The organism is Amycolatopsis sp. 2-15, from assembly GCF_030285625.1.
GTDB classification, from domain to species: Bacteria; Actinomycetota; Actinomycetes; order Mycobacteriales; family Pseudonocardiaceae; genus Amycolatopsis; species Amycolatopsis carbonis.
This window is the reverse complement of record NZ_CP127294.1, coordinates 9,247,369-9,263,348: the sequence shown is the minus strand read 5'-3', so window position 1 is coordinate 9,263,348 and position 15,980 is coordinate 9,247,369. Positions and strand designations below refer to the sequence as shown.

At 70.4% G+C, this 15,980-nt stretch carries 22 protein-coding genes and 1 pseudogene; 16 read left to right on the top strand and 7 right to left on the bottom strand.

What is annotated here, in order from left to right:
• Positions 1 to 78: 78 nt before the first annotated feature.
• The 4 genes from QRX50_RS45685 to QRX50_RS45670 all read left to right on the top strand — a co-directional run bounded on the left by QRX50_RS45685 (position 79) and on the right by QRX50_RS45670 (position 2,811).
• Positions 79 to 654 carry a TetR/AcrR family transcriptional regulator gene (locus tag QRX50_RS45685; protein ID WP_285969279.1) on the top strand — a complete coding sequence of 192 codons (576 nt, stop codon included), beginning with the start codon at positions 79 to 81 and terminating at the stop codon, positions 652 to 654.
• A 47-nt stretch (positions 655 to 701) separates the two neighbouring features.
• A complete protein-coding gene (locus QRX50_RS45680; protein ID WP_285969278.1) occupies positions 702 to 1,097 on the top strand; it encodes a transposase in 396 nt (131 codons plus the stop codon).
• Between the two features lie 235 nt (positions 1,098 to 1,332).
• Positions 1,333 to 1,599 carry a transposase gene (locus QRX50_RS45675; protein WP_285969277.1) on the top strand — a complete coding sequence of 89 codons (267 nt, stop codon included), beginning with the start codon at positions 1,333 to 1,335 and terminating at the stop codon, positions 1,597 to 1,599.
• An 87-nt stretch (positions 1,600 to 1,686) separates the two neighbouring features.
• The gene (locus QRX50_RS45670) at positions 1,687 to 2,811 is read left to right on the top strand and encodes an IS701 family transposase (RefSeq protein ID WP_434533376.1); all 1,125 of its coding nucleotides are present in this window, start codon (positions 1,687 to 1,689) and stop codon (positions 2,809 to 2,811) included.
• Between the two features lie 169 nt (positions 2,812 to 2,980).
• On the opposite strand, the gene QRX50_RS45665 is transcribed toward QRX50_RS45670, so the two are convergent.
• Both QRX50_RS45665 and soxR read right to left on the bottom strand, forming a co-directional pair.
• Entirely contained in the window at positions 2,981 to 3,526 is a 546-nt protein-coding gene (locus tag QRX50_RS45665) for an RNA 2'-phosphotransferase (protein ID WP_285969276.1), read from the bottom strand.
• 44 nt (positions 3,527 to 3,570) lie between these two features.
• Positions 3,571 to 4,032 (bottom strand): redox-sensitive transcriptional activator SoxR, encoded by a 462-nt coding sequence (gene soxR, locus QRX50_RS45660; protein ID WP_220238007.1) that lies wholly within the window; start codon positions 4,030 to 4,032, stop codon positions 3,571 to 3,573.
• A 54-nt stretch (positions 4,033 to 4,086) separates the two neighbouring features.
• On the opposite strand from soxR, the gene QRX50_RS45655 reads away from it, so the two are divergent.
• Both QRX50_RS45655 and QRX50_RS45650 read left to right on the top strand, forming a co-directional pair.
• The gene (locus tag QRX50_RS45655) at positions 4,087 to 4,773 is read left to right on the top strand and encodes a thiamine pyrophosphate-binding protein (RefSeq protein ID WP_285969275.1); all 687 of its coding nucleotides are present in this window, start codon (positions 4,087 to 4,089) and stop codon (positions 4,771 to 4,773) included.
• A gap of 5 nt (positions 4,774 to 4,778) precedes the next feature.
• Positions 4,779 to 5,678 carry a transketolase family protein gene (locus QRX50_RS45650; protein ID WP_285969274.1) on the top strand — a complete coding sequence of 300 codons (900 nt, stop codon included), beginning with the start codon at positions 4,779 to 4,781 and terminating at the stop codon, positions 5,676 to 5,678.
• A 51-nt stretch (positions 5,679 to 5,729) separates the two neighbouring features.
• On the opposite strand, the gene QRX50_RS45645 is transcribed toward QRX50_RS45650, so the two are convergent.
• Together QRX50_RS45645 and QRX50_RS45640 are read right to left on the bottom strand one after the other, a co-directional pair.
• Entirely contained in the window at positions 5,730 to 6,902 is a 1,173-nt protein-coding gene (locus QRX50_RS45645; RefSeq protein WP_285969273.1) for an acyl-CoA dehydrogenase family protein, read from the bottom strand.
• Positions 6,903 to 6,946: 44 nt separating this feature from the next.
• A complete protein-coding gene (locus tag QRX50_RS45640) occupies positions 6,947 to 7,141 on the bottom strand; it encodes a hypothetical protein (RefSeq protein ID WP_285969272.1) in 195 nt (64 codons plus the stop codon).
• 140 nt (positions 7,142 to 7,281) lie between these two features.
• Here QRX50_RS45640 and QRX50_RS45635 point away from each other — a divergent pair, with 140 nt between their 5' ends.
• The 3 genes from QRX50_RS45635 (at position 7,282) to priA (ending at position 9,654) form a co-directional block, all read left to right on the top strand.
• Positions 7,282 to 8,175, top strand: coding sequence for a hypothetical protein (locus tag QRX50_RS45635; protein WP_285969271.1), 894 nt, complete (start codon positions 7,282 to 7,284; stop codon positions 8,173 to 8,175).
• Between the two features lie 42 nt (positions 8,176 to 8,217).
• The gene (gene hisH, locus QRX50_RS45630) at positions 8,218 to 8,838 is read left to right on the top strand and encodes an imidazole glycerol phosphate synthase subunit HisH (RefSeq protein ID WP_285974734.1); all 621 of its coding nucleotides are present in this window, start codon (positions 8,218 to 8,220) and stop codon (positions 8,836 to 8,838) included.
• Positions 8,839 to 8,922: 84 nt separating this feature from the next.
• Positions 8,923 to 9,654, top strand: coding sequence for a bifunctional 1-(5-phosphoribosyl)-5-((5-phosphoribosylamino)methylideneamino)imidazole-4-carboxamide isomerase/phosphoribosylanthranilate isomerase PriA (gene priA / locus QRX50_RS45625; RefSeq protein WP_285969270.1), 732 nt, complete (start codon positions 8,923 to 8,925; stop codon positions 9,652 to 9,654).
• A 452-nt stretch (positions 9,655 to 10,106) separates the two neighbouring features.
• Here priA and QRX50_RS45620 read toward each other — a convergent pair whose 3' ends face one another.
• From QRX50_RS45620 to QRX50_RS45610, 3 genes are read right to left on the bottom strand one after another with little or no spacing between them, the layout of a single operon-like run.
• Positions 10,107 to 10,493, bottom strand: coding sequence for a PPOX class F420-dependent oxidoreductase (locus QRX50_RS45620; protein ID WP_285969269.1), 387 nt, complete (start codon positions 10,491 to 10,493; stop codon positions 10,107 to 10,109).
• A gap of 19 nt (positions 10,494 to 10,512) precedes the next feature.
• A complete protein-coding gene (locus QRX50_RS45615) occupies positions 10,513 to 11,442 on the bottom strand; it encodes a hypothetical protein (protein ID WP_285969268.1) in 930 nt (309 codons plus the stop codon).
• Positions 11,439 to 11,948, bottom strand: a complete 510-nt coding sequence (locus QRX50_RS45610; RefSeq protein ID WP_285969267.1) for a SigE family RNA polymerase sigma factor — start codon at positions 11,946 to 11,948, stop codon at positions 11,439 to 11,441. Before QRX50_RS45610 ends, QRX50_RS45615 begins: the two co-directional genes overlap by 4 nt.
• Before the next feature lie 78 nt (positions 11,949 to 12,026).
• On the opposite strand from QRX50_RS45610, the gene QRX50_RS45605 reads away from it, so the two are divergent.
• From QRX50_RS45605 to QRX50_RS45580, 7 genes and pseudogenes are all read left to right on the top strand, one after another.
• A complete protein-coding gene (locus QRX50_RS45605; protein WP_285969266.1) occupies positions 12,027 to 12,467 on the top strand; it encodes a GbsR/MarR family transcriptional regulator in 441 nt (146 codons plus the stop codon).
• A pseudogene (locus QRX50_RS50185) lies at positions 12,464 to 12,715 on the top strand (FAD-dependent oxidoreductase); the annotation flags it as partial. The gene QRX50_RS45605 and the pseudogene QRX50_RS50185, both read left to right, overlap by 4 nt.
• A 200-nt stretch (positions 12,716 to 12,915) precedes the next feature.
• On the top strand, positions 12,916 to 13,572 hold the full coding sequence (locus tag QRX50_RS50180; RefSeq protein ID WP_353074197.1) for an FAD-dependent monooxygenase: 657 nt from the start codon (positions 12,916 to 12,918) through the stop codon (positions 13,570 to 13,572).
• 58 nt (positions 13,573 to 13,630) lie between these two features.
• The gene (gene hisF / locus QRX50_RS45595; RefSeq protein ID WP_285969264.1) at positions 13,631 to 14,404 is read left to right on the top strand and encodes an imidazole glycerol phosphate synthase subunit HisF; all 774 of its coding nucleotides are present in this window, start codon (positions 13,631 to 13,633) and stop codon (positions 14,402 to 14,404) included.
• Entirely contained in the window at positions 14,401 to 14,766 is a 366-nt protein-coding gene (gene hisI / locus QRX50_RS45590; protein WP_285969263.1) for a phosphoribosyl-AMP cyclohydrolase, read from the top strand. Before hisF ends, hisI begins: the two co-directional genes overlap by 4 nt.
• Complete coding sequence (locus QRX50_RS45585) at positions 14,763 to 15,125, top strand: DUF1304 domain-containing protein (RefSeq protein WP_285969262.1); 363 nt, start codon at positions 14,763 to 14,765, stop codon at positions 15,123 to 15,125. Before hisI ends, QRX50_RS45585 begins: the two co-directional genes overlap by 4 nt.
• A gap of 51 nt (positions 15,126 to 15,176) precedes the next feature.
• Complete coding sequence (locus tag QRX50_RS45580) at positions 15,177 to 15,938, top strand: DUF3592 domain-containing protein (protein WP_285969261.1); 762 nt, start codon at positions 15,177 to 15,179, stop codon at positions 15,936 to 15,938.
• Positions 15,939 to 15,980 lie beyond the last annotated feature (42 nt).

Below are 15,980 nucleotides of genomic sequence, written 5' to 3'. Positions count from 1 at the left end.
CTTGTCGATCGGCAAGTATCTCGGTTTGCCGATCGACAAGTGGTCACGTACGCTTCCTGGGCTTGACGAGGAGGAACGATGACTACCGCCGCCCCGGCAGAGGACACTCGGACGCGGCTGCTCGGCACCGCGCTGCGGCTGTTCGCCGAACACGGTGTGGAGGGCACGTCGCTGCAGATGATCGCCGACGCGCTCGGGGTGACCAAGGCGGCCGTGTACTACCACTTCAAGACCAAGGCGGAGATCACCGAGGCCGTCGCGGCGCCCGCCATCCGCGAGCTCGACCACATCGTGTCGGAGGCCGCGAAACAACGCCGCCGCGGCACGCAGGTCGACTACCTGCTCGAGGGCTTCGTGGATCTGGTGGTGCGCCACCGCGTGCTCGTCGCGCTGTTCTCCAGTGACCCGGGTATCAACCGTGCGATCGAGAACTCGACGCGCGGGATGGAGGGCTTCAAGAACGCCCTCATCGACATCCTGGCCGGGCCTGAGCCCGACATCTCCTCACGGGTGGCGGCGCTGGTCACGCTCACCGGCCTCGCCATGACGGGCGGCTCGCCGGACATCGCACAGCTCGACGACGAAAGCCTGCGCCGCGAGCTCGTCGACGTCGGTCGCCGGCTGCTCGGCCGGCCCCGTCGCCACCACGACTAGGGCGTGTCTGACAAAGGTTTCGGCTGGTAGCTGGGATGCTGCCCGGTGTGTCGCGGTTTCAGTTGCTCTCAGACGACCAGTGGGCCCTGATCGAGGACCTGCTCCCGGTCCGCACCGGCAAACAAGGCAGACCGTTCTCCGATGCAAGGTCAATGGTCGAAGGGATCATCTACCGCTATCGCTGCGGGATCGCGTGGCGGGACGTGCCCGAGGGTTTCGGTCCGTGGCAGACGATCTGGACCTGGCACCGCAGGATGGCCGGCGACGGAACCTGGGACACCGTGCTGCAACGCCTGCTCACCGCAGCAGACGCGGCCGGACTGGTCGACTGGTCAGTGTCAGTGGATTCCACGATCGCGCGGGCGCATCAGCACGCCACCAACATCGCCCGCCCCACAGGGGGCTGGGTCGAACTACACGGATCTGCTGAGCGAGCCGCCTGATCATGCGATCGGTCGCTCCCGCAGCGGCTGGAACACCAAAGTGCACCATCTCGTCGACGGTAACGGCCGATCGTTGGTGACGCTGGTCGGTCCCGGCCAGGCCGGGGACGCGCCGATGTTCCCGCACCTGATGCGGCATCTGGCGATCCGTCGGGCCGGGCGTGGTCGAGCCCGCACCCGGCCCGACCGTGTCCGCGGCGATTAGGCCTATTCCTCGAGGGCGATCCGCGGCCACTTGCATGACCGCGGCATCACCGCGGTGATCCCCGAGCCGGCTGATCAGGCCGGGCACCGCACACGCCCCGGTTCCCGCGGCGGGCGTCCACCCGCCTTCGACTCGGTTGACTACCGCGGCCGCAACGTCGTCGAGCGACGGTTCAACTTGCTCAAGCAGTGGCGGGGTCTGGCTACTCGCTACGACAAGCTCGTCATCGTCTACCGATCAGCGGTCGTCCTGCATGCCGTGGTCACTTGGGCCAAGGCATTGTCAGACACGCCCTAGTACTGCAACGACACTTCGTTATGAAGCGACCGGCGTGTCGGTTAGGCTCTGGTTCGACGGTCGTGTAGTTGATCTTGTGTGCTGGAGATGGTGACGGACTGGTCGGCGCGTTTCGCTGCGTTCGCGGGGCGGTTCGCGGAGCGGTTTTCGCGGGTGGAGCCGCGGCGGCAAATGGTTTTCTACCTGCGGGGACTGCTGGCGGAAGCCGAGCGTAAGAACGGCTGGACCCTGGCAGAGATGGCGGGCGAGACGGGTCCGCAGGGCATGCAGCGGCTGCTGAACTTCTATGCCTGGGACGCCGAGGGCATGCGTGATGATGTGCGCACTGCGGTGGTCGACGTGCTCGGGGACGCCGAACGCGGCGTGTTGATCGCCGACGAGACCGGATTCGTGAAGAAGGGCACGAAATCCGCCGGCGTGGCGCGCCAGTATTCGGGCACGGCCGGGCGGATCGAGAATTCGCAGATCGGCGTGTTCTTGGCGTACGCCTCGGATCGGGGGCGGGCTTTGATCGATCGCGAGTTGTACCTGCCGAAAGAGTGGATCGCGGATCGGGGAAGGTGCGCTGCAGCCGGTATTCCGGACGACGTCGGATTCGCGACCAAGCCCGAACTGGCACAACTGATGGTGGAACGCGCGCTCGCCGCGAGAATCCCGTTTGCATGGTTCACCGCCGATGAAGCCTATGGGCAGGTCGGGCGGCTACGGCTCTGGCTGGAAGAGCACGACATCGCGCATGTGCTGGCAGTACCCAAGTCCCAAATGGTGATTTCCATGGATCTGCGGCAACGACGCGTCCACGCCGTCATCGCGGACGTCGACCCGGCCACCTGGCAGCGTCTGTCCTGCGGCGATGGCGCCCACGGGCAACGGATCTACGATTGGGCCGCCGTCGACATCCGCCCCCTGCGCCGACCAGGAGTCGACCACTGGCTGCTGGCCCGCCGCTCAGTCAGCGACCCCACCGAGACCGCCTACTACATTTGCTTCGGCCCCGCCGACACCGACATCCACGAACTGGTGCGCGTCGCCGGAAGCCGCTGGGCAATCGAAGAAAGTTTCCAAACCGCGAAGAACGAAACAGGGCTCGACCACTACCAGGTCCGCCGATACCAAGCATGGTATCGGCACATCACCCTCTCCATGGCGGCGGCGGCATTCCTCGTCATCACCCGAGACGCCGCGAAAAAAGGGGATCTGCACCCGGTCTGATACCGCTAACGTCCAACGAAATCCGCAAACTGCTCAACCGCGTCACCGCACCGATCCGCCACACAATCCAGCATGCGATGCACTGGTCACGATGGCGACGCACCAGCCAAGCCCGAGCACGTACCAGCCACTACCGACGACGCGGCCATCACGAAGTGTCGTTGCAGTACTAGTTCTCCGTCAGGTACTCCGGCGCGACGGCGGCGGTCAGCCACACGCCGTTCTCGCTGCGCTGGAACTCGTGCCCCGCGGCGGCCATGTCGGCTGCAGCAACGCGGAGCACCACCGGACGCCCGTGCCGGGCGCCGACCGCGAGCGCGGTTTCGACGGCGGCCGACAGGTGCACGGCGTGGCGGCGCATCGGCCGCAGTCCTTCCGAGTAGATCGCGGGCAGGAAGCGCGTCGCGGTGCCGTGGTAGAGGACCTCGGGCGGAGCGAGGCGCTCCAGACCCAGCTCGACGCTGACGCTGTGGCCCTGGTTCGCGCGGATCCGTTGTCCGCTCCCGTCGAAGGCGAAGCGCTGTTTGTTGTTGCGCTCCACCACTTCCGCCAGATCGGCCCGGCTCACCCGCGCGCCGTGGGTGCCCAATGCTGCCAGCAGCTCGTCGACCCCGACCCAGCCGGCGGCGTCGAGCGTGAGGCCGATCGCTTCGGGTTCGTGACGGAGGTGGTGGGAAAGCCGCTTGGAGACGCGGATCATGTGTTTCTCGTCCATAACGACACCAGTGACCCACATCCCGGCCCGCACCACAACGGGAATTAGATCCCGCCCTCGGACACCGGACGCAGCTTGCTCGCCCCGGGCCCGAAGCGGGCCAGCTCGTCGTCGGCGTTGTACAGGCTGCAGCTGCGCAGCGACAGGCAGCCGCAGCCGACGCAGCCGGTGAGCCGGTCGCGCAGGCGCTGCAACGCGTCGATGCGCGCGTCGAGCTCGTGCTGCCACTCGCGCGAGAGCCGCGCCCAGTCGGCTTTGGTGGGTGCGTGGTCGGCGGGCAGCGTCGCGAGGGCGCCGCTGATGTCCTCCAGTGAAAGGCCGACGCGCTGCGCCGCCCGGATGAAGGCGATCCGCCGCAGCACCGAACGCGGGTAGCGGCGCTGGTTGCCCGCCGAGCGCTCGGACGTGATGAGCCCCTTGTCCTCGTAGAACCGCAGGGCCGTGTGCGGGACGCCGCTGCGTTCGGCGACCTGCCCGATGCTCAAGTGCTCCGCCAACCTCGTCATTGGTTCAGGTTAGCGCTTGACCTCGACAATGGTCGAGGTTGCACCGTGGGGGGCATGACCACCACAGCAACGGCCTACGCGGATCTGCCCCGGCTGATCTCGCTGATGACCGGCGACGACAAGCACCAGGCCGCAGCAGAGTCCACAGTGGACGTTCTCTGGGTGCTCTACGACCGCGTGCTCGACCTCTCGCCCGAAAACTTCCACGACCCCGGCCGGGACCGGTTCCTGCTCTCCAAGGGACACGGGCCGATGGCCTACTACGCCGTGCTCACCGTCAAGGGTTTTCTCGACGAGGCCGAGCTCGCCGACTGGTCCTCGGCGCGCTCCCGACTCGGCCATCACCCGGACCGCAAACGCGCTCCCGGCGTCGAGATCTCCAGCGGTTCGCTGGGCCACGGCCTGCCGATCGCCCTCGGCACCGCGCTCGGCCTGCGCGCCCGCGGCCACTCCAGCCGCGTGGTGACGCTCGTCGGCGACGCCGAGCTCGACGAAGGCTCCAACACCGAGGCGATCGTGGTCGCCGCGCGCCTGGGCCTGGAAAACCTGACCGCGGTGGTCGTGGACAACCAGTCGTCCACGCACGGCTGGCCCGGCGGCCTCGCGCGCCGGTTCGAGATCGAGGGCTGGGTTACGCGCACCGTCTCCGGCCGCGCTCACGAAGCGCTCTACGACGCGTTCACCACCGAACACCCGGGGCGCCCGCTCGCCGTGGTCGCCGTCGTCGAACCGAAGGGCTGACGAACATGCCGACCACGTTGAACATGCGCGAAACCTTCCTCGCCACCGCCGAAGAGATCGTGGACGCCGACCCGGACGTCGCCGTCGTCCTCGCCGACATCTCCGCCGCCCAGCTCGCCGGCGTGGCGCGGCGGCATCCGGACCGGGTGGTGAACGTCGGGATCCGCGAGCAGCTGCTCGTGAGCACGGGCGCCGGCCTCGCGCTGGCCGGCCTGCGCCCGATCATCCACACGTTCTCGTCGTTCCTCGTGGAGCGCGCGTTCGAGCAGATCAAACTCGACCTGGTCCACCAGGACGCGGGCGCCGTGCTCGTGTCCTACGGCTCCTCCTACGACATGCCGGCCGAAGGACGCACACACCAGTCGCCGGGCGACGTCGCGCTGATCGACTCCCTGCCGTGCTGGTACGTCCACGTGCCCGGCCACCCCGACGAGGCCCGCCGCCTGCTGCTCGACTCCGTGCCCGGCGACAGCCGCGTGTACGTGCGGCTCTCGGCTGACCAGAACGCCGAACCGCATCTGGGCGTCGGATTCCAGCGAGTGCGCACCGGCCGCAACGGCGTTGTGCTGGCCGTCGGCCCGATGCTCGACCGGGTGCTCGCCGCGAGCGAAGGCCTCGACGTGACGGTGCTGTACGCCTCGACCATCCGCCCGTTCGACGCCGCGGGACTGCGAGCCGCGGTGGGGGAGGTCGCCGACCTTGTGCTCGTGGAGCCGTACCTCAAGGGCACTTCGGCCCACCACGTGAGCGAAGCGCTGCGGGATGTTCCACACCGCCTGCTGTCGCTGGGCACCCTGCGCGACACGGAAGTGCGCACCTACGGGACGCGGGCCGACCACGATCTCGCGCACGGCCTCGACGCGGGCTCGATCGCGTTGTCCCTCAAGGACTTCCTGCGGCCGTGAGCTTCGGGTCGCCGGGGCTGGGGGTCCCGGCGACCCGAGGCTCACCCAAGATCAGCGGAACGCCGCGATGCCCGTCACCGACTGGCCCAGCGACAGCGCGTGCATCTCCTCGGTGCCCTCGTACGTCAGCACCGTCTCGAGGTTCGCCATGTGCCGCATCACCGGGTACTCCAGCGAAATGCCGTTGGCGCCCAGCATCGAGCGGGCCGTGCGCGCGACGTCGAGCGCCGAACGGACGTTGGCCAGCTTGCCGAAGCTCACGTGGTTGTGGTGCAGCGCGCCGGCGTCCTTGAGCCGGCCGATCTGCAGCGCGACGAGCCCCGAACGGTTGACCTCGACCAGCAGGTCGGCCAGCTTGCGCTGCGTGAGCTGGAAGCTCGCCAGCGGCTTGCCGAACTGCTCACGCGCGAGTGTGTATTCGAGCGCCGATTCATAACACGCGCGGGCGGCGCCGACGACACCGAACAGGATGCCGTAGCGCGCTTCGTTGAGGCAGGACAGCGGCCCGCGCAGGCCGCGCACCTCCGGGAACGCCGCGGATTCCGGCAAGCGCACACCGTCGAGCACGAGCTCGGCCGTGAGCGACGCGCGCAGCGAAAGCTTGTGCTTCACCTCGTTGGCGGTGAACCCCGGCGTCGACGTCGGGACCACGAAGCCTCGGATGCCCTCGTCGGTCTGCGCCCAGACCACGGCCACGTCGGCGACGGTGCCGTTGGTGATCCACATCTTCGTGCCGTTGAGCACCCAGTCGGAGCCGTCGCGCACCGCGCGGGTGCGCATGCTGCCCGGGTCGCTGCCGGCGTCGGGTTCGGTGAGGCCGAAGCAGCCCAGCGCCTCGCCCGCGGCCATCTTCGGCAGCCATTCCTGCCGGTGTTCCTCGGTGCCCCAGCGGTGGATCGCGAACATCGCGAGCGAGCCCTGCACGGAGACGAAGCTGCGCAGGCCGGAGTCGACGGCCTCCAGCTCGCGGCACGCGATGCCGTAGGCCACCGCGCTCGTGCCGGCGCAGCCGTAGCCCTCCAGGTGCATGCCCAGCAGGCCGAGTTGTCCGAAACCCTTGGCCAGGTCGCGCGCGGGCAGCGAGCCCGACTCGTACCAGTCGGCCACGTGGTCGAGGAGCTGGTCGCGCGCGTAGTCGCGCACGGCGTCCCGGATGGCCCGATCCTCTTCGGCCAGACCGGCGTCGAGGTCGAGGAAGTCGTGTGGATCCGGGTTCTTGCTCATCGGTTGCTCCTACTGGCTCGCGTCGACGCGGTGCCAGCAGGAAATCACAGATGACCCCGGTTCCGGTGCATGGGATTCATCACGTTCTCTTTGCGAGCGTCACGAGAACGACATGCGTCCACCTGTGCACGGGAGGGCTGCGGAGGGATGACCAGGTTCGTGAACTGCGGAAACGGCACGCTGTCGATGTCGTCCCGCAACGCTTCGAACATCTGGCAGAGGAGGTCCGACTCGGACATGTCTTCCTCTTCCCTCGTCCGGGGGCGCCGGCGGCGCCTCAGCCGAACGGGTGAATACCCAGCGGGGCCACCGGTGAAACGGGGTCGCGTGCAAAAATTCGCGGGCCGCCGCCAAGGTCACGTTCGCGAAGGAGCGAACCATGCGTCTGTCGACGTCGGCTCGGGCGAAAGCCCTCGCACTTTCTCTGATGGTCTCGGCTTTGCTGAGCTGCGCTTCGCTTGCCGCGGCGAGCCCCGCCGCCGCCCTGGAAGGCTGGCGCCAGACCGGCAAGGTCTCCGTCGCCAACTCCGTCAGCGGAGAAGGCATCACCACTCTGCGGCGGCCGGGCCAGGCGCCGCAGACGGTCTACCGCAACGGCACCACCATCCCGCAGCCGCTGAAGGACGAGGGCTGGGGCCACGTCGGCGATCCCGACTCCCTCCGTGGCTACACCTTCGACGTCTACCAGGACACCGTGACCAATCCGCCGGTGTCGAAGATGTACCTGGTCACCTCGCCGTCCGGGCAGACCACGGAGTTCGTGCACCCGCTCGCGGCCGACGAACCCGCGCCCAACGCCAACGCGCAGGTCGCCGTGAGCCCCGACGGCCAGTGGCTCGTCTCGGGCGCGCTCGGCGACGCGACGGAGCTGTTCGTCTCGCCCACGCCGTTCCTCAACCGCCACGCCCCGCGTGCCGCCGGCGACCTGCCGCCGGCGGCGCGGATCCACCTCGACCACACGATCCGCGCGGCCCAGGGCTGCGACTTCGTCTCGGCGACGCGCCTGCTGTGCGCCACGTCGGACTCCGGCAACGACCTGTACCCCACGAGCTACCAGCTCCTGCAGGTCGACCTCCCGCGCGCGCTCACCGGCCACGACGTCCGCGCGCACGTGAAGGAGCTCGGCCAGCTGCCGCTGTCGAGCACGTGCGCCGGCGCCTTCACCCCGGAAGGCGTGGACTACGACGCGCCCACGGGCACGCTGCGCGTCGAGGTCGTCCCGCCCGCGCCCTGCAACACCGTGACGGACGTCTACTCCTTCCGCCGCGGCTGACGTGCACTCCCGCCCCGGGACTAGGCTTGACGTGTGTCTCGTGTGGTGATTCTCGACTACGGTTCCGGCAACCTCCGCTCCGCCGAACGCGCCGTCGCGCGCGCCGGCGCCGAGGTGGAGGTCACCGCCGACCCGCATGCCGCGCTCGAGGCCGACGGGCTGGTCGTGCCCGGGGTGGGAGCCTTCTCCGCCTGCATGGCGGGGCTGCTCGACGTGAAGGGCCAGCGCATCATCGGCAAGCGCCTCGCCGGCGACCGTCCGGTGCTCGGCATCTGCGTGGGCATGCAGATCCTCTTCGGCCGCGGCGTCGAGCACGGCGAGGAGACCGAGGGCACGGGGGAGTGGCCCGGCACCGTCGAGCGGCTCCACGCCGACGTGCTGCCCCACATGGGCTGGAACACCGTCCGCGCGCCCGCGGACTCGCAGCTGTTCGCCGGCCTCGACCCGGACGAGCGCTTCTACTTCGTGCACTCCTACGCGGCGCGCGAGTGGGAGCTGGAGTCCGGCCTCGCCGGGCGGCAGCCCAAGGTGACCTGGGCCAACCACGGCGAGGACTTCGTGGCGGCGGTGGAGAACGGCCCGCTGTGGGCCACGCAGTTCCACCCCGAGAAGTCGGGCGACGCGGGTGCGAAGCTGCTGCGCAACTGGCTGGCCACGCTCTAGGCCGGCTTGGTTCGGCGCGGTAGGTCGGCCCGGTGGCCCGGCCCTGTTGTCGGGTGCGGTGACCGGCGCCTTTACGCTGTCGCGGTGACTTTCACGCTCTTTCCCGCAGTTGATGTGGCCGATGGCCAGGCCGTCCGACTCGTCCAGGGCGAGGCCGGCACCGAGACGTCCTACGGCAGCCCGCTCGACGCCGCCCTCGCCTGGCAGCGCGACGGCGCCGAGTGGATCCACCTCGTCGACCTCGACGCGGCCTTCGGCAAGGGCTCGAACCGCGAGCTGCTGGCCGAGGTGATCGGCCGCCTCGACGTGCAGGTGGAGCTCTCCGGCGGCATCCGCGACGACGCCTCCCTGGAAGCCGCCCTCGGCACCGGCGCGCGGCGCGTGAACCTCGGCACCGCCGCCCTGGAAGACCCCTCCTGGACGGCCAAGGTCATCACCACCTACGGCGACCGCGTGGCCATCGGCCTGGACGTGCGCATCACCGACGCCGGCCACCGCGTGTCCTCGCGAGGCTGGACCTCGGACGGCGGCGACCTGTGGGAGGTCCTCGACCGCCTCGACCGCGACGGCGCGGCCCGCTACGTCGTCACCGACGTCAGCAAGGACGGCACCCTGAAGGGCCCGAACCTCGAACTGCTGCGCGAAGTCGCCGCCCGCACCGACGCCCCCGTCATCGCCTCCGGCGGCGTGTCCAGTGTGGACGACCTCAAGGCCCTGGCGACCCTGGCCTGCGACGGCATCGAAGGCGCCATCGTCGGCAAGGCCCTCTACGCCGGCGCCTTCACCCTGCCCGAAGCCCTCGCCGCCGTCCGCTGACTCCCCCCACACACCCACCCCACTCACTCGCGCCTCCCCACCCCAACGCGGCGTCGGCTCCGCTCAACCCACCGAACGCCACACCGGGGTGCTTTGGCCACCACCCACCCGCCGGCCGCGCACGCACCTCACCACCCCACCCAGCCCGGCGGCTCTTGCCCCCACCCATCCGCCGGCCGCCTGCATCACTCCACTGCCCACCGGCCCGCGCGCGCTCTTGCCTCACCCAACCCCCACCCGGCAACACACCTAAAGCTCTCCCCACCCCTCCCCGACCCCTTCCCCCGCCAGGCCCGCCGATTCTTTTCCCCAACACGGCAGAGATCGGCTTGTCAAGGTACTCTTTTCCGCCTTGACAAGCCGATCTCTGCCGTCGTGACAATCAAAAATCGGGGTGCCCGCACTCACCCGCAAACCGGCAATGGTGCGCTCCGCGCGCCGAGCCGTCCCCCTCAGCCTTCCCCCACCTTGACGGCAATACCAATCGTCCGCCTCGGCCCCCCACGCAACTTGCTGAAGAACATCGACACCGGCCCCACCAACGGATAATGGCGCCGAATAGCCTTCCGCACCCGGTCGGTCCCGTCATCATCCAGCAGCCGCGCCATCCCGACGACCGCAGGCCCATGCGTCCGCCCCCGGACATCACTCGCCTGGATCTCGACCCGCCCACTGTTGCGAATCCGCTTTACCTTGCCCGCCTTGCGTTCCGAGTACACCAGCAGCTCGTCACCATCGAGACCGAACCACACGGCCGTAGGCACAGCCCGCCCGTCCCGGCGGAACGTGGTGAGCACGACGTACTTCTCACCGGCAAAACGGTCCAGCTCGGTAGGCATGTGTCCACAGTAGCCGGACTCAGGACCCCAACCAGGCGTAATCCGGCGCCGGATCCAGCACCACCGCCGCGGCGACGGCCACCAACTCCCCGCGCGGCACCTTCCCCGACGCAGTCAGCCAACGCCCCGACGCCAACCGCACCGTCACGAGATCCGCCACCGCCGCTCCCGGCACTCCACGCACCGTGACCGGCACCGACCCCCCGAGACCAGGCGACGTCGCCCCCACCGTGACCCGCACCGGTCCGGCCTCCAACGTCGTCGTCCCGTCCGCGGCACTCATCCCGCTCACGGTCGTCGCCGTCTCCCGGAGCCCGGCCGGGAGCGGCCCGAACCGCGCTTCCCCCCGGACCGGGATCGGCTCGCTGTCCGCGACATCCTCCGCGATCCGCTGCGCGACCACCTTCGCCGACGGCACGGCATCGACCTCGGCCCGCAGCACATGGGTCTCGTCCGGCGACCAGGTCAGCACCGCCGACGTCGTGGACCCGGTCAGCATCGCGACCCGCCCGTGCACCAGCACCTGGTCCCGCACCGCGGCGATGCGCAGCGCCGTCGCCGACCACTCGGGATCCTTCGTCGAGAACGCCGACAGCTCGATGCGGCTCGGCCCGGCGAACCAGCGGCGCACCTGCGGCGTCGTGCCCGGGCCGGCCGAGCGGTACTGCTCGGTGAATCCGTCGGGCAGCCAGCCCGGCGAGTACCCCAGCACCGCTTCACCCGCGGCGGGCGGGACGCGGGAAGGCCACGTGACCACCAGCGACACCCCGATCGTCGCCACCACGACGGCGGCGGCGACCGCGGCCAACGCGAGCCGCGGGCGGCGGCGACGTGATTGGCGGGCCCGGGCCAGCGCGTTGCGGACCTCATGACCGTCGGGAGCGCGTTCGGCAAGCCGTTCGAGGCTGTCGCGCAGCAGCGTCTCGGTGTCGCGGGCGGGCTGGCTCATTCTCCGGCTCCGGTGGTCAGGGCGGTGGGCAAGGGGTAGGCCGTGGCGCGCAGGGTCGCGAGCGCGCGCGAGATCTGGCTTCGCACGGTGGAGGTGGCGCATCTGAGGACGTCGCCGATCTCCTCGTCGGAGTAGTTCTCGTAGTAGCGCAGCACCAGCGCCGTGCGCTGCTTGCGCGGCAGCGTCGCGAGGCGGGCCAGCATCTCGTCGCGCTCGTCGTAGGCCACCGACGGGTCGGCCGCCGGCGGGCTGATCGCGTCGAGCACCTCGTGGCTCGACGGCACCACGCGCCGGACCGCGCGGCGCCGCCACGACAGGTATTCGTTGGTGACCATCCGGCGCACGTACGTGGGCGGCGAGTCGATCTTCGCCCAGCGCTCCTGGGCCCGCAGCAGCACGTCCTGCACGATGTCCTGCGCCAGGTGCGGATCGTCGGTGAGGACGGTCGCGTAGCGCAGAAGCCCGTCGAGGCGTTCCGCCACGAACTCGTCGAAGCTGGTGGTCACGTTCTCTCAGACGTGCGAGAGGTCGATTCTGATGCATTCCCGTCGAATTTCAGTGATGACTAGCCTATGCTGAAAATCGTGGACGACGAGGTGATCGAGTGGATCGAGCGGGTCGCGGGCTTCCTCACGCAGGAGTACGGCCTGCCGCCGATCGCGGGGCGCGTGCTCGGCCGGCTGATGGCGTGCGACCCGCCGGAGCAGTCGGCGGCGCAGCTGGCCGCGGCGGTGGGCGCGAGCCGCGCGTCGCTCACGACCAACCTGCGGCTGCTGCTCGACGCCGGGCTCGTCGGCAAACGCCTCGGCCGCGGCGAGCGCACCGCCTACTACCGCGTGGACGACGACGCGTGGCAGCGCGTGATCCGCCGCCGCATCGCCGCCCTGGGCTCGTTCCGCGACATCACGAAGGCCGGCATCGAGCTGCTCGAACGCGACGGCGGCCGGGCGGCGCGGGTGCGCAGCGCCGACGCGGCGTTCGCCTGGCTGGCCGAGGCGTTCGCGGACGCGGGTGAACCGAAGTGAAGGCCGAAGTGAAGGCCAGAGTGAAGGCAGTGGTGGTCGGCGGCGGGATCGGTGGCCTGACGGCCGCGATCGCGTTGCGCCGCACGGGACACGAGGTCACGGTGCTGGAGCGCGCACCCGAGCTGCGGGAGATCGGCGCCGGGCTTTCGTTGGCGCCGAACGCGATGCGGGCGCTCGACGCGCTGGGGATCGGAGAGCGGGTGCGGACGCACTCGGCGCCGTCGGAGGTCTCCGGCACGCTGCGGACGTCCTCGGGCCGGTTCCTGCGCCGGTTCCGGCCTGGGCGGGACGAGCCGCTCGCCGCGTTCCACCGCGCCGAGCTGCACTCGGCTTTGCTGGCGGAGCTGCCGGAAACCGTGGTGCAAACCGGGATTGACGTAACCGATGCGGCCGAAGCGGACGCGGACGTGATCGTGGCGGCCGACGGTGTCCACAGTGGGTTTCGCCACTGGCTCTTCCCCGCCGCGCCCGGGCCGGGGTTCCGCTACACGGCCTGGCGCGGCGTCACCGAGCCCGGTGTGGGGCCGCCGGTGCGCGGCAGCTTCACGATGGGCCGCGGCGCGTACTTCATGATCCACCCCCTGCCCGGCGCCCGCGCCTGCTGGGCCCTCGGCGCGGCCGAGCCCACACCCGGCGTGCGCAATCCGAGCGAGCACGCCGAGGTGGCCCGCCGCATCGCGGACTGGCCCGCCGAGGCCCGCGAGCTCGTGGCGGCGACGCGGCCGGACGCCGTGCTGCACAACGACATCCTCGACCTCGACCCGCTGCCCGCGTCACGAGCGACCGCGTCGCGCTGCTCGGTGACGCGGCTCACGCCGTGCCGCCGGACCTCGGCCAGGGCGCGTGCCAGGCGATCGAGGACGCCGTGGTGCTCGCCGTCTCGCTGCGGGACCACTCCGTGCCCGAAGCGCTGGCCGCGTACGACGCCGCGCGCCGACCGCGTGCGGCGTACGTCACGAAGCAGGCGCGCGGCAAGGCGGCGGCCGACACGTCGTCGGCGTGGTGGCTGCACGCGCTGCTGGCGGTGACGGTGCCGCTGCTGCCCGCGTCGGTGATCCGCCGCCAGGCCGCGCCCTTGTGGGACTGGACGCCGCCCGTCCTCTGACCGCCCGTGCTCCGACCGGGCGGGCGGACCGTCGCAGGTGGACGGCTACCCTGGTGGCATGGCTGTGGCGGTGAGGGTGATCCCGTGTCTGGACGTCGACGCGGGTCGCGTGGTGAAGGGCGTCAACTTCGCCGATCTGCGCGACGCCGGCGACCCGGTGGAGCTGGCCCGGCTGTATGACCATGAAGGCGCCGACGAGCTGACTTTCCTCGACGTCACCGCGTCGTCGGGCAACCGCGAGACCACCTTCGACGTGGTCCGCCGCACGGCCGAGCAGGTCTTCATCCCGCTGACCGTCGGCGGCGGTGTGCGCTCCAACGACGACGTGAACCGCCTGCTGCGCACGGGCGCGGACAAGGTGAGCATCAACACGGCCGCGATCGCGCGTCCGGAGCTGCTGCGCGAGGCGTCGCGCCGGTTCGGGGCCCAGTGCATCGTGCTGTCGGTCGACGCGCGGCGCGTCCCCGAGGGCGGCGAGCCGACGGCGTCGGGCTTCGAGGTGACCACCCACGGCGGGCGCCGCGGCACCGGCATCGACGCGGTCGAGTGGGCCGCGCGTGGCGAGGAGCTGGGCGTGGGCGAGATCCTGCTCAACTCGATGGACGCCGACGGCACCAAGTCCGGCTTCGACCTCTCCCTGATCGAGATGGTCCGCCGCGCGGTGCGCGTGCCGGTGATCGCCAGCGGCGGCGCGGGCGCCGTCGACCACTTCCTGCCCGCCGTGGAGGCCGGCGCCGACGCGGTGCTCGCGGCGAGCGTGTTCCACTTCGGACAGCTGAAGATCGGCGACGTCAAGGGCGCGCTGCGCGAGGGCGGGGTCGTCATCCGATGAGCCTCGACGCAACCCTGTCGCAGCGGCTCAAGCGCAACGCCGACGGCCTGATCGCGGCCGTCGTCGTGGAGCACTCGACGTCCGACGTGCTGATGATGGCCTGGATGAACGACGAGGCCCTGGAGTCCACCCTCACCACCCGGCGCGCGACCTACTGGTCCCGCAGCCGCCAGGAGCTGTGGGTGAAGGGCGAGACCTCGGGCCACGTCCAGCACGTCCGCGAAGTGCGGATCGATTGCGACGGTGACACAGTGCTCCTGCGCGTGGACCAGACCGGCCCGGCCTGCCACACGGGCACCCACACCTGTTTCGACTCCGCGGAGCGCCTGCTCCTCGCCGACGAGAGTGAGAACACCCCGTGACGGTTGTCGCGAACGTGCTGGTGGGGCTGGTCGCCCTCATCCACGTTTACATCGTGGTGCTCGAAATGTTCCTCTGGACGAGCCCGCGCGCCCGCGCGGCGTTCGGCACCACCGAGTCGTTCGCGCAGGAGAGCAAGGCGCTCGCCGCGAACCAGGGGCTGTACAACGGTTTCCTCGCCGCGGCCCTGATCTGGGGCCTCATCGCGACCGACCCGACGGGCTTCCAGTTCAAGCTCTACGGCCTGGCCTGCGTGATCGTCGCCGGCCTGTACGGCGCCGCGACGGCCTCGAAGCGGATCCTGCTGGTGCAGGTGCTGCCGGGCGTCCTCGCGCTCGTGTTCGTGCTGCTGGCGCGCTGACCGCCCGAATTACCGTCGCCGCGCCCGGCTTCCGGGTCCTACGCTCCCGTCGTGAAGCACGAGACGACCGAGGCTGACACCGCCGAGTGTGATCGGGTGGTGCACGTCCGCGTCCGCCGCGCCGCCGTGATCGCGGCCGTGTTCCTGGTCGCGCTCGCGGCCTCGGTCTTCGGCGCGGTGCGGGTCTTCACGGCCTACGACGACCTGCAGCTGCGCGGCTTGGTCGCGACCGGCACGGTCACAGGCGTGCACGACAGCCGCCGCGGGCCGACCTCGTTCGACGTGGAGTACTCCGCGAACGGCGCCCACGAGGAGTCCTCCTTCAGCGTCGACTCCGCCGAGACGTACTCCGTGGGCCAGGTCGTGTCCGTGCGTTACGACCCGGCCGACCCGGCCGACCCGGCACACGCGATAGCCGACGGCCAGACGGCCGTCTTCTCCCGCGAGGGGTTGATCGCGCTCGCGGCGCTGGCGTCGCTGGTCGTGTTCGTGTGGTTCACGCTGATGAGCCTGGCCTGGGTCCGCCGGCGCCGCGCCGTGCCCGGCACGGGCTGGCACTGGGCCGAAGCCGCCCAGGCACCCCGCCGCGGCGACCCCGTGATGACCTTCCTGGCCGCCGGCAGCGGCATCAAGGCCGAGCGCACCCGCTACGTACGCCCCGGCCGGTTCGCGATCCGGCCGCGCCCGCCCACCGCGGGCTGGCTGGCCGGTGAGAGGAAAGTGCTCGTGCTCGTGGTGCCGGCGTCGCGCGAGGGTGCCAAGCCGTCCGCGTACCGCCTGCGCCGCGCGCAGAAGCCGAAGCGGCGGCGGTGACCCGGTGTTTCCCGTTGCGCTCTCTGGTGGAGTGTCATTTCC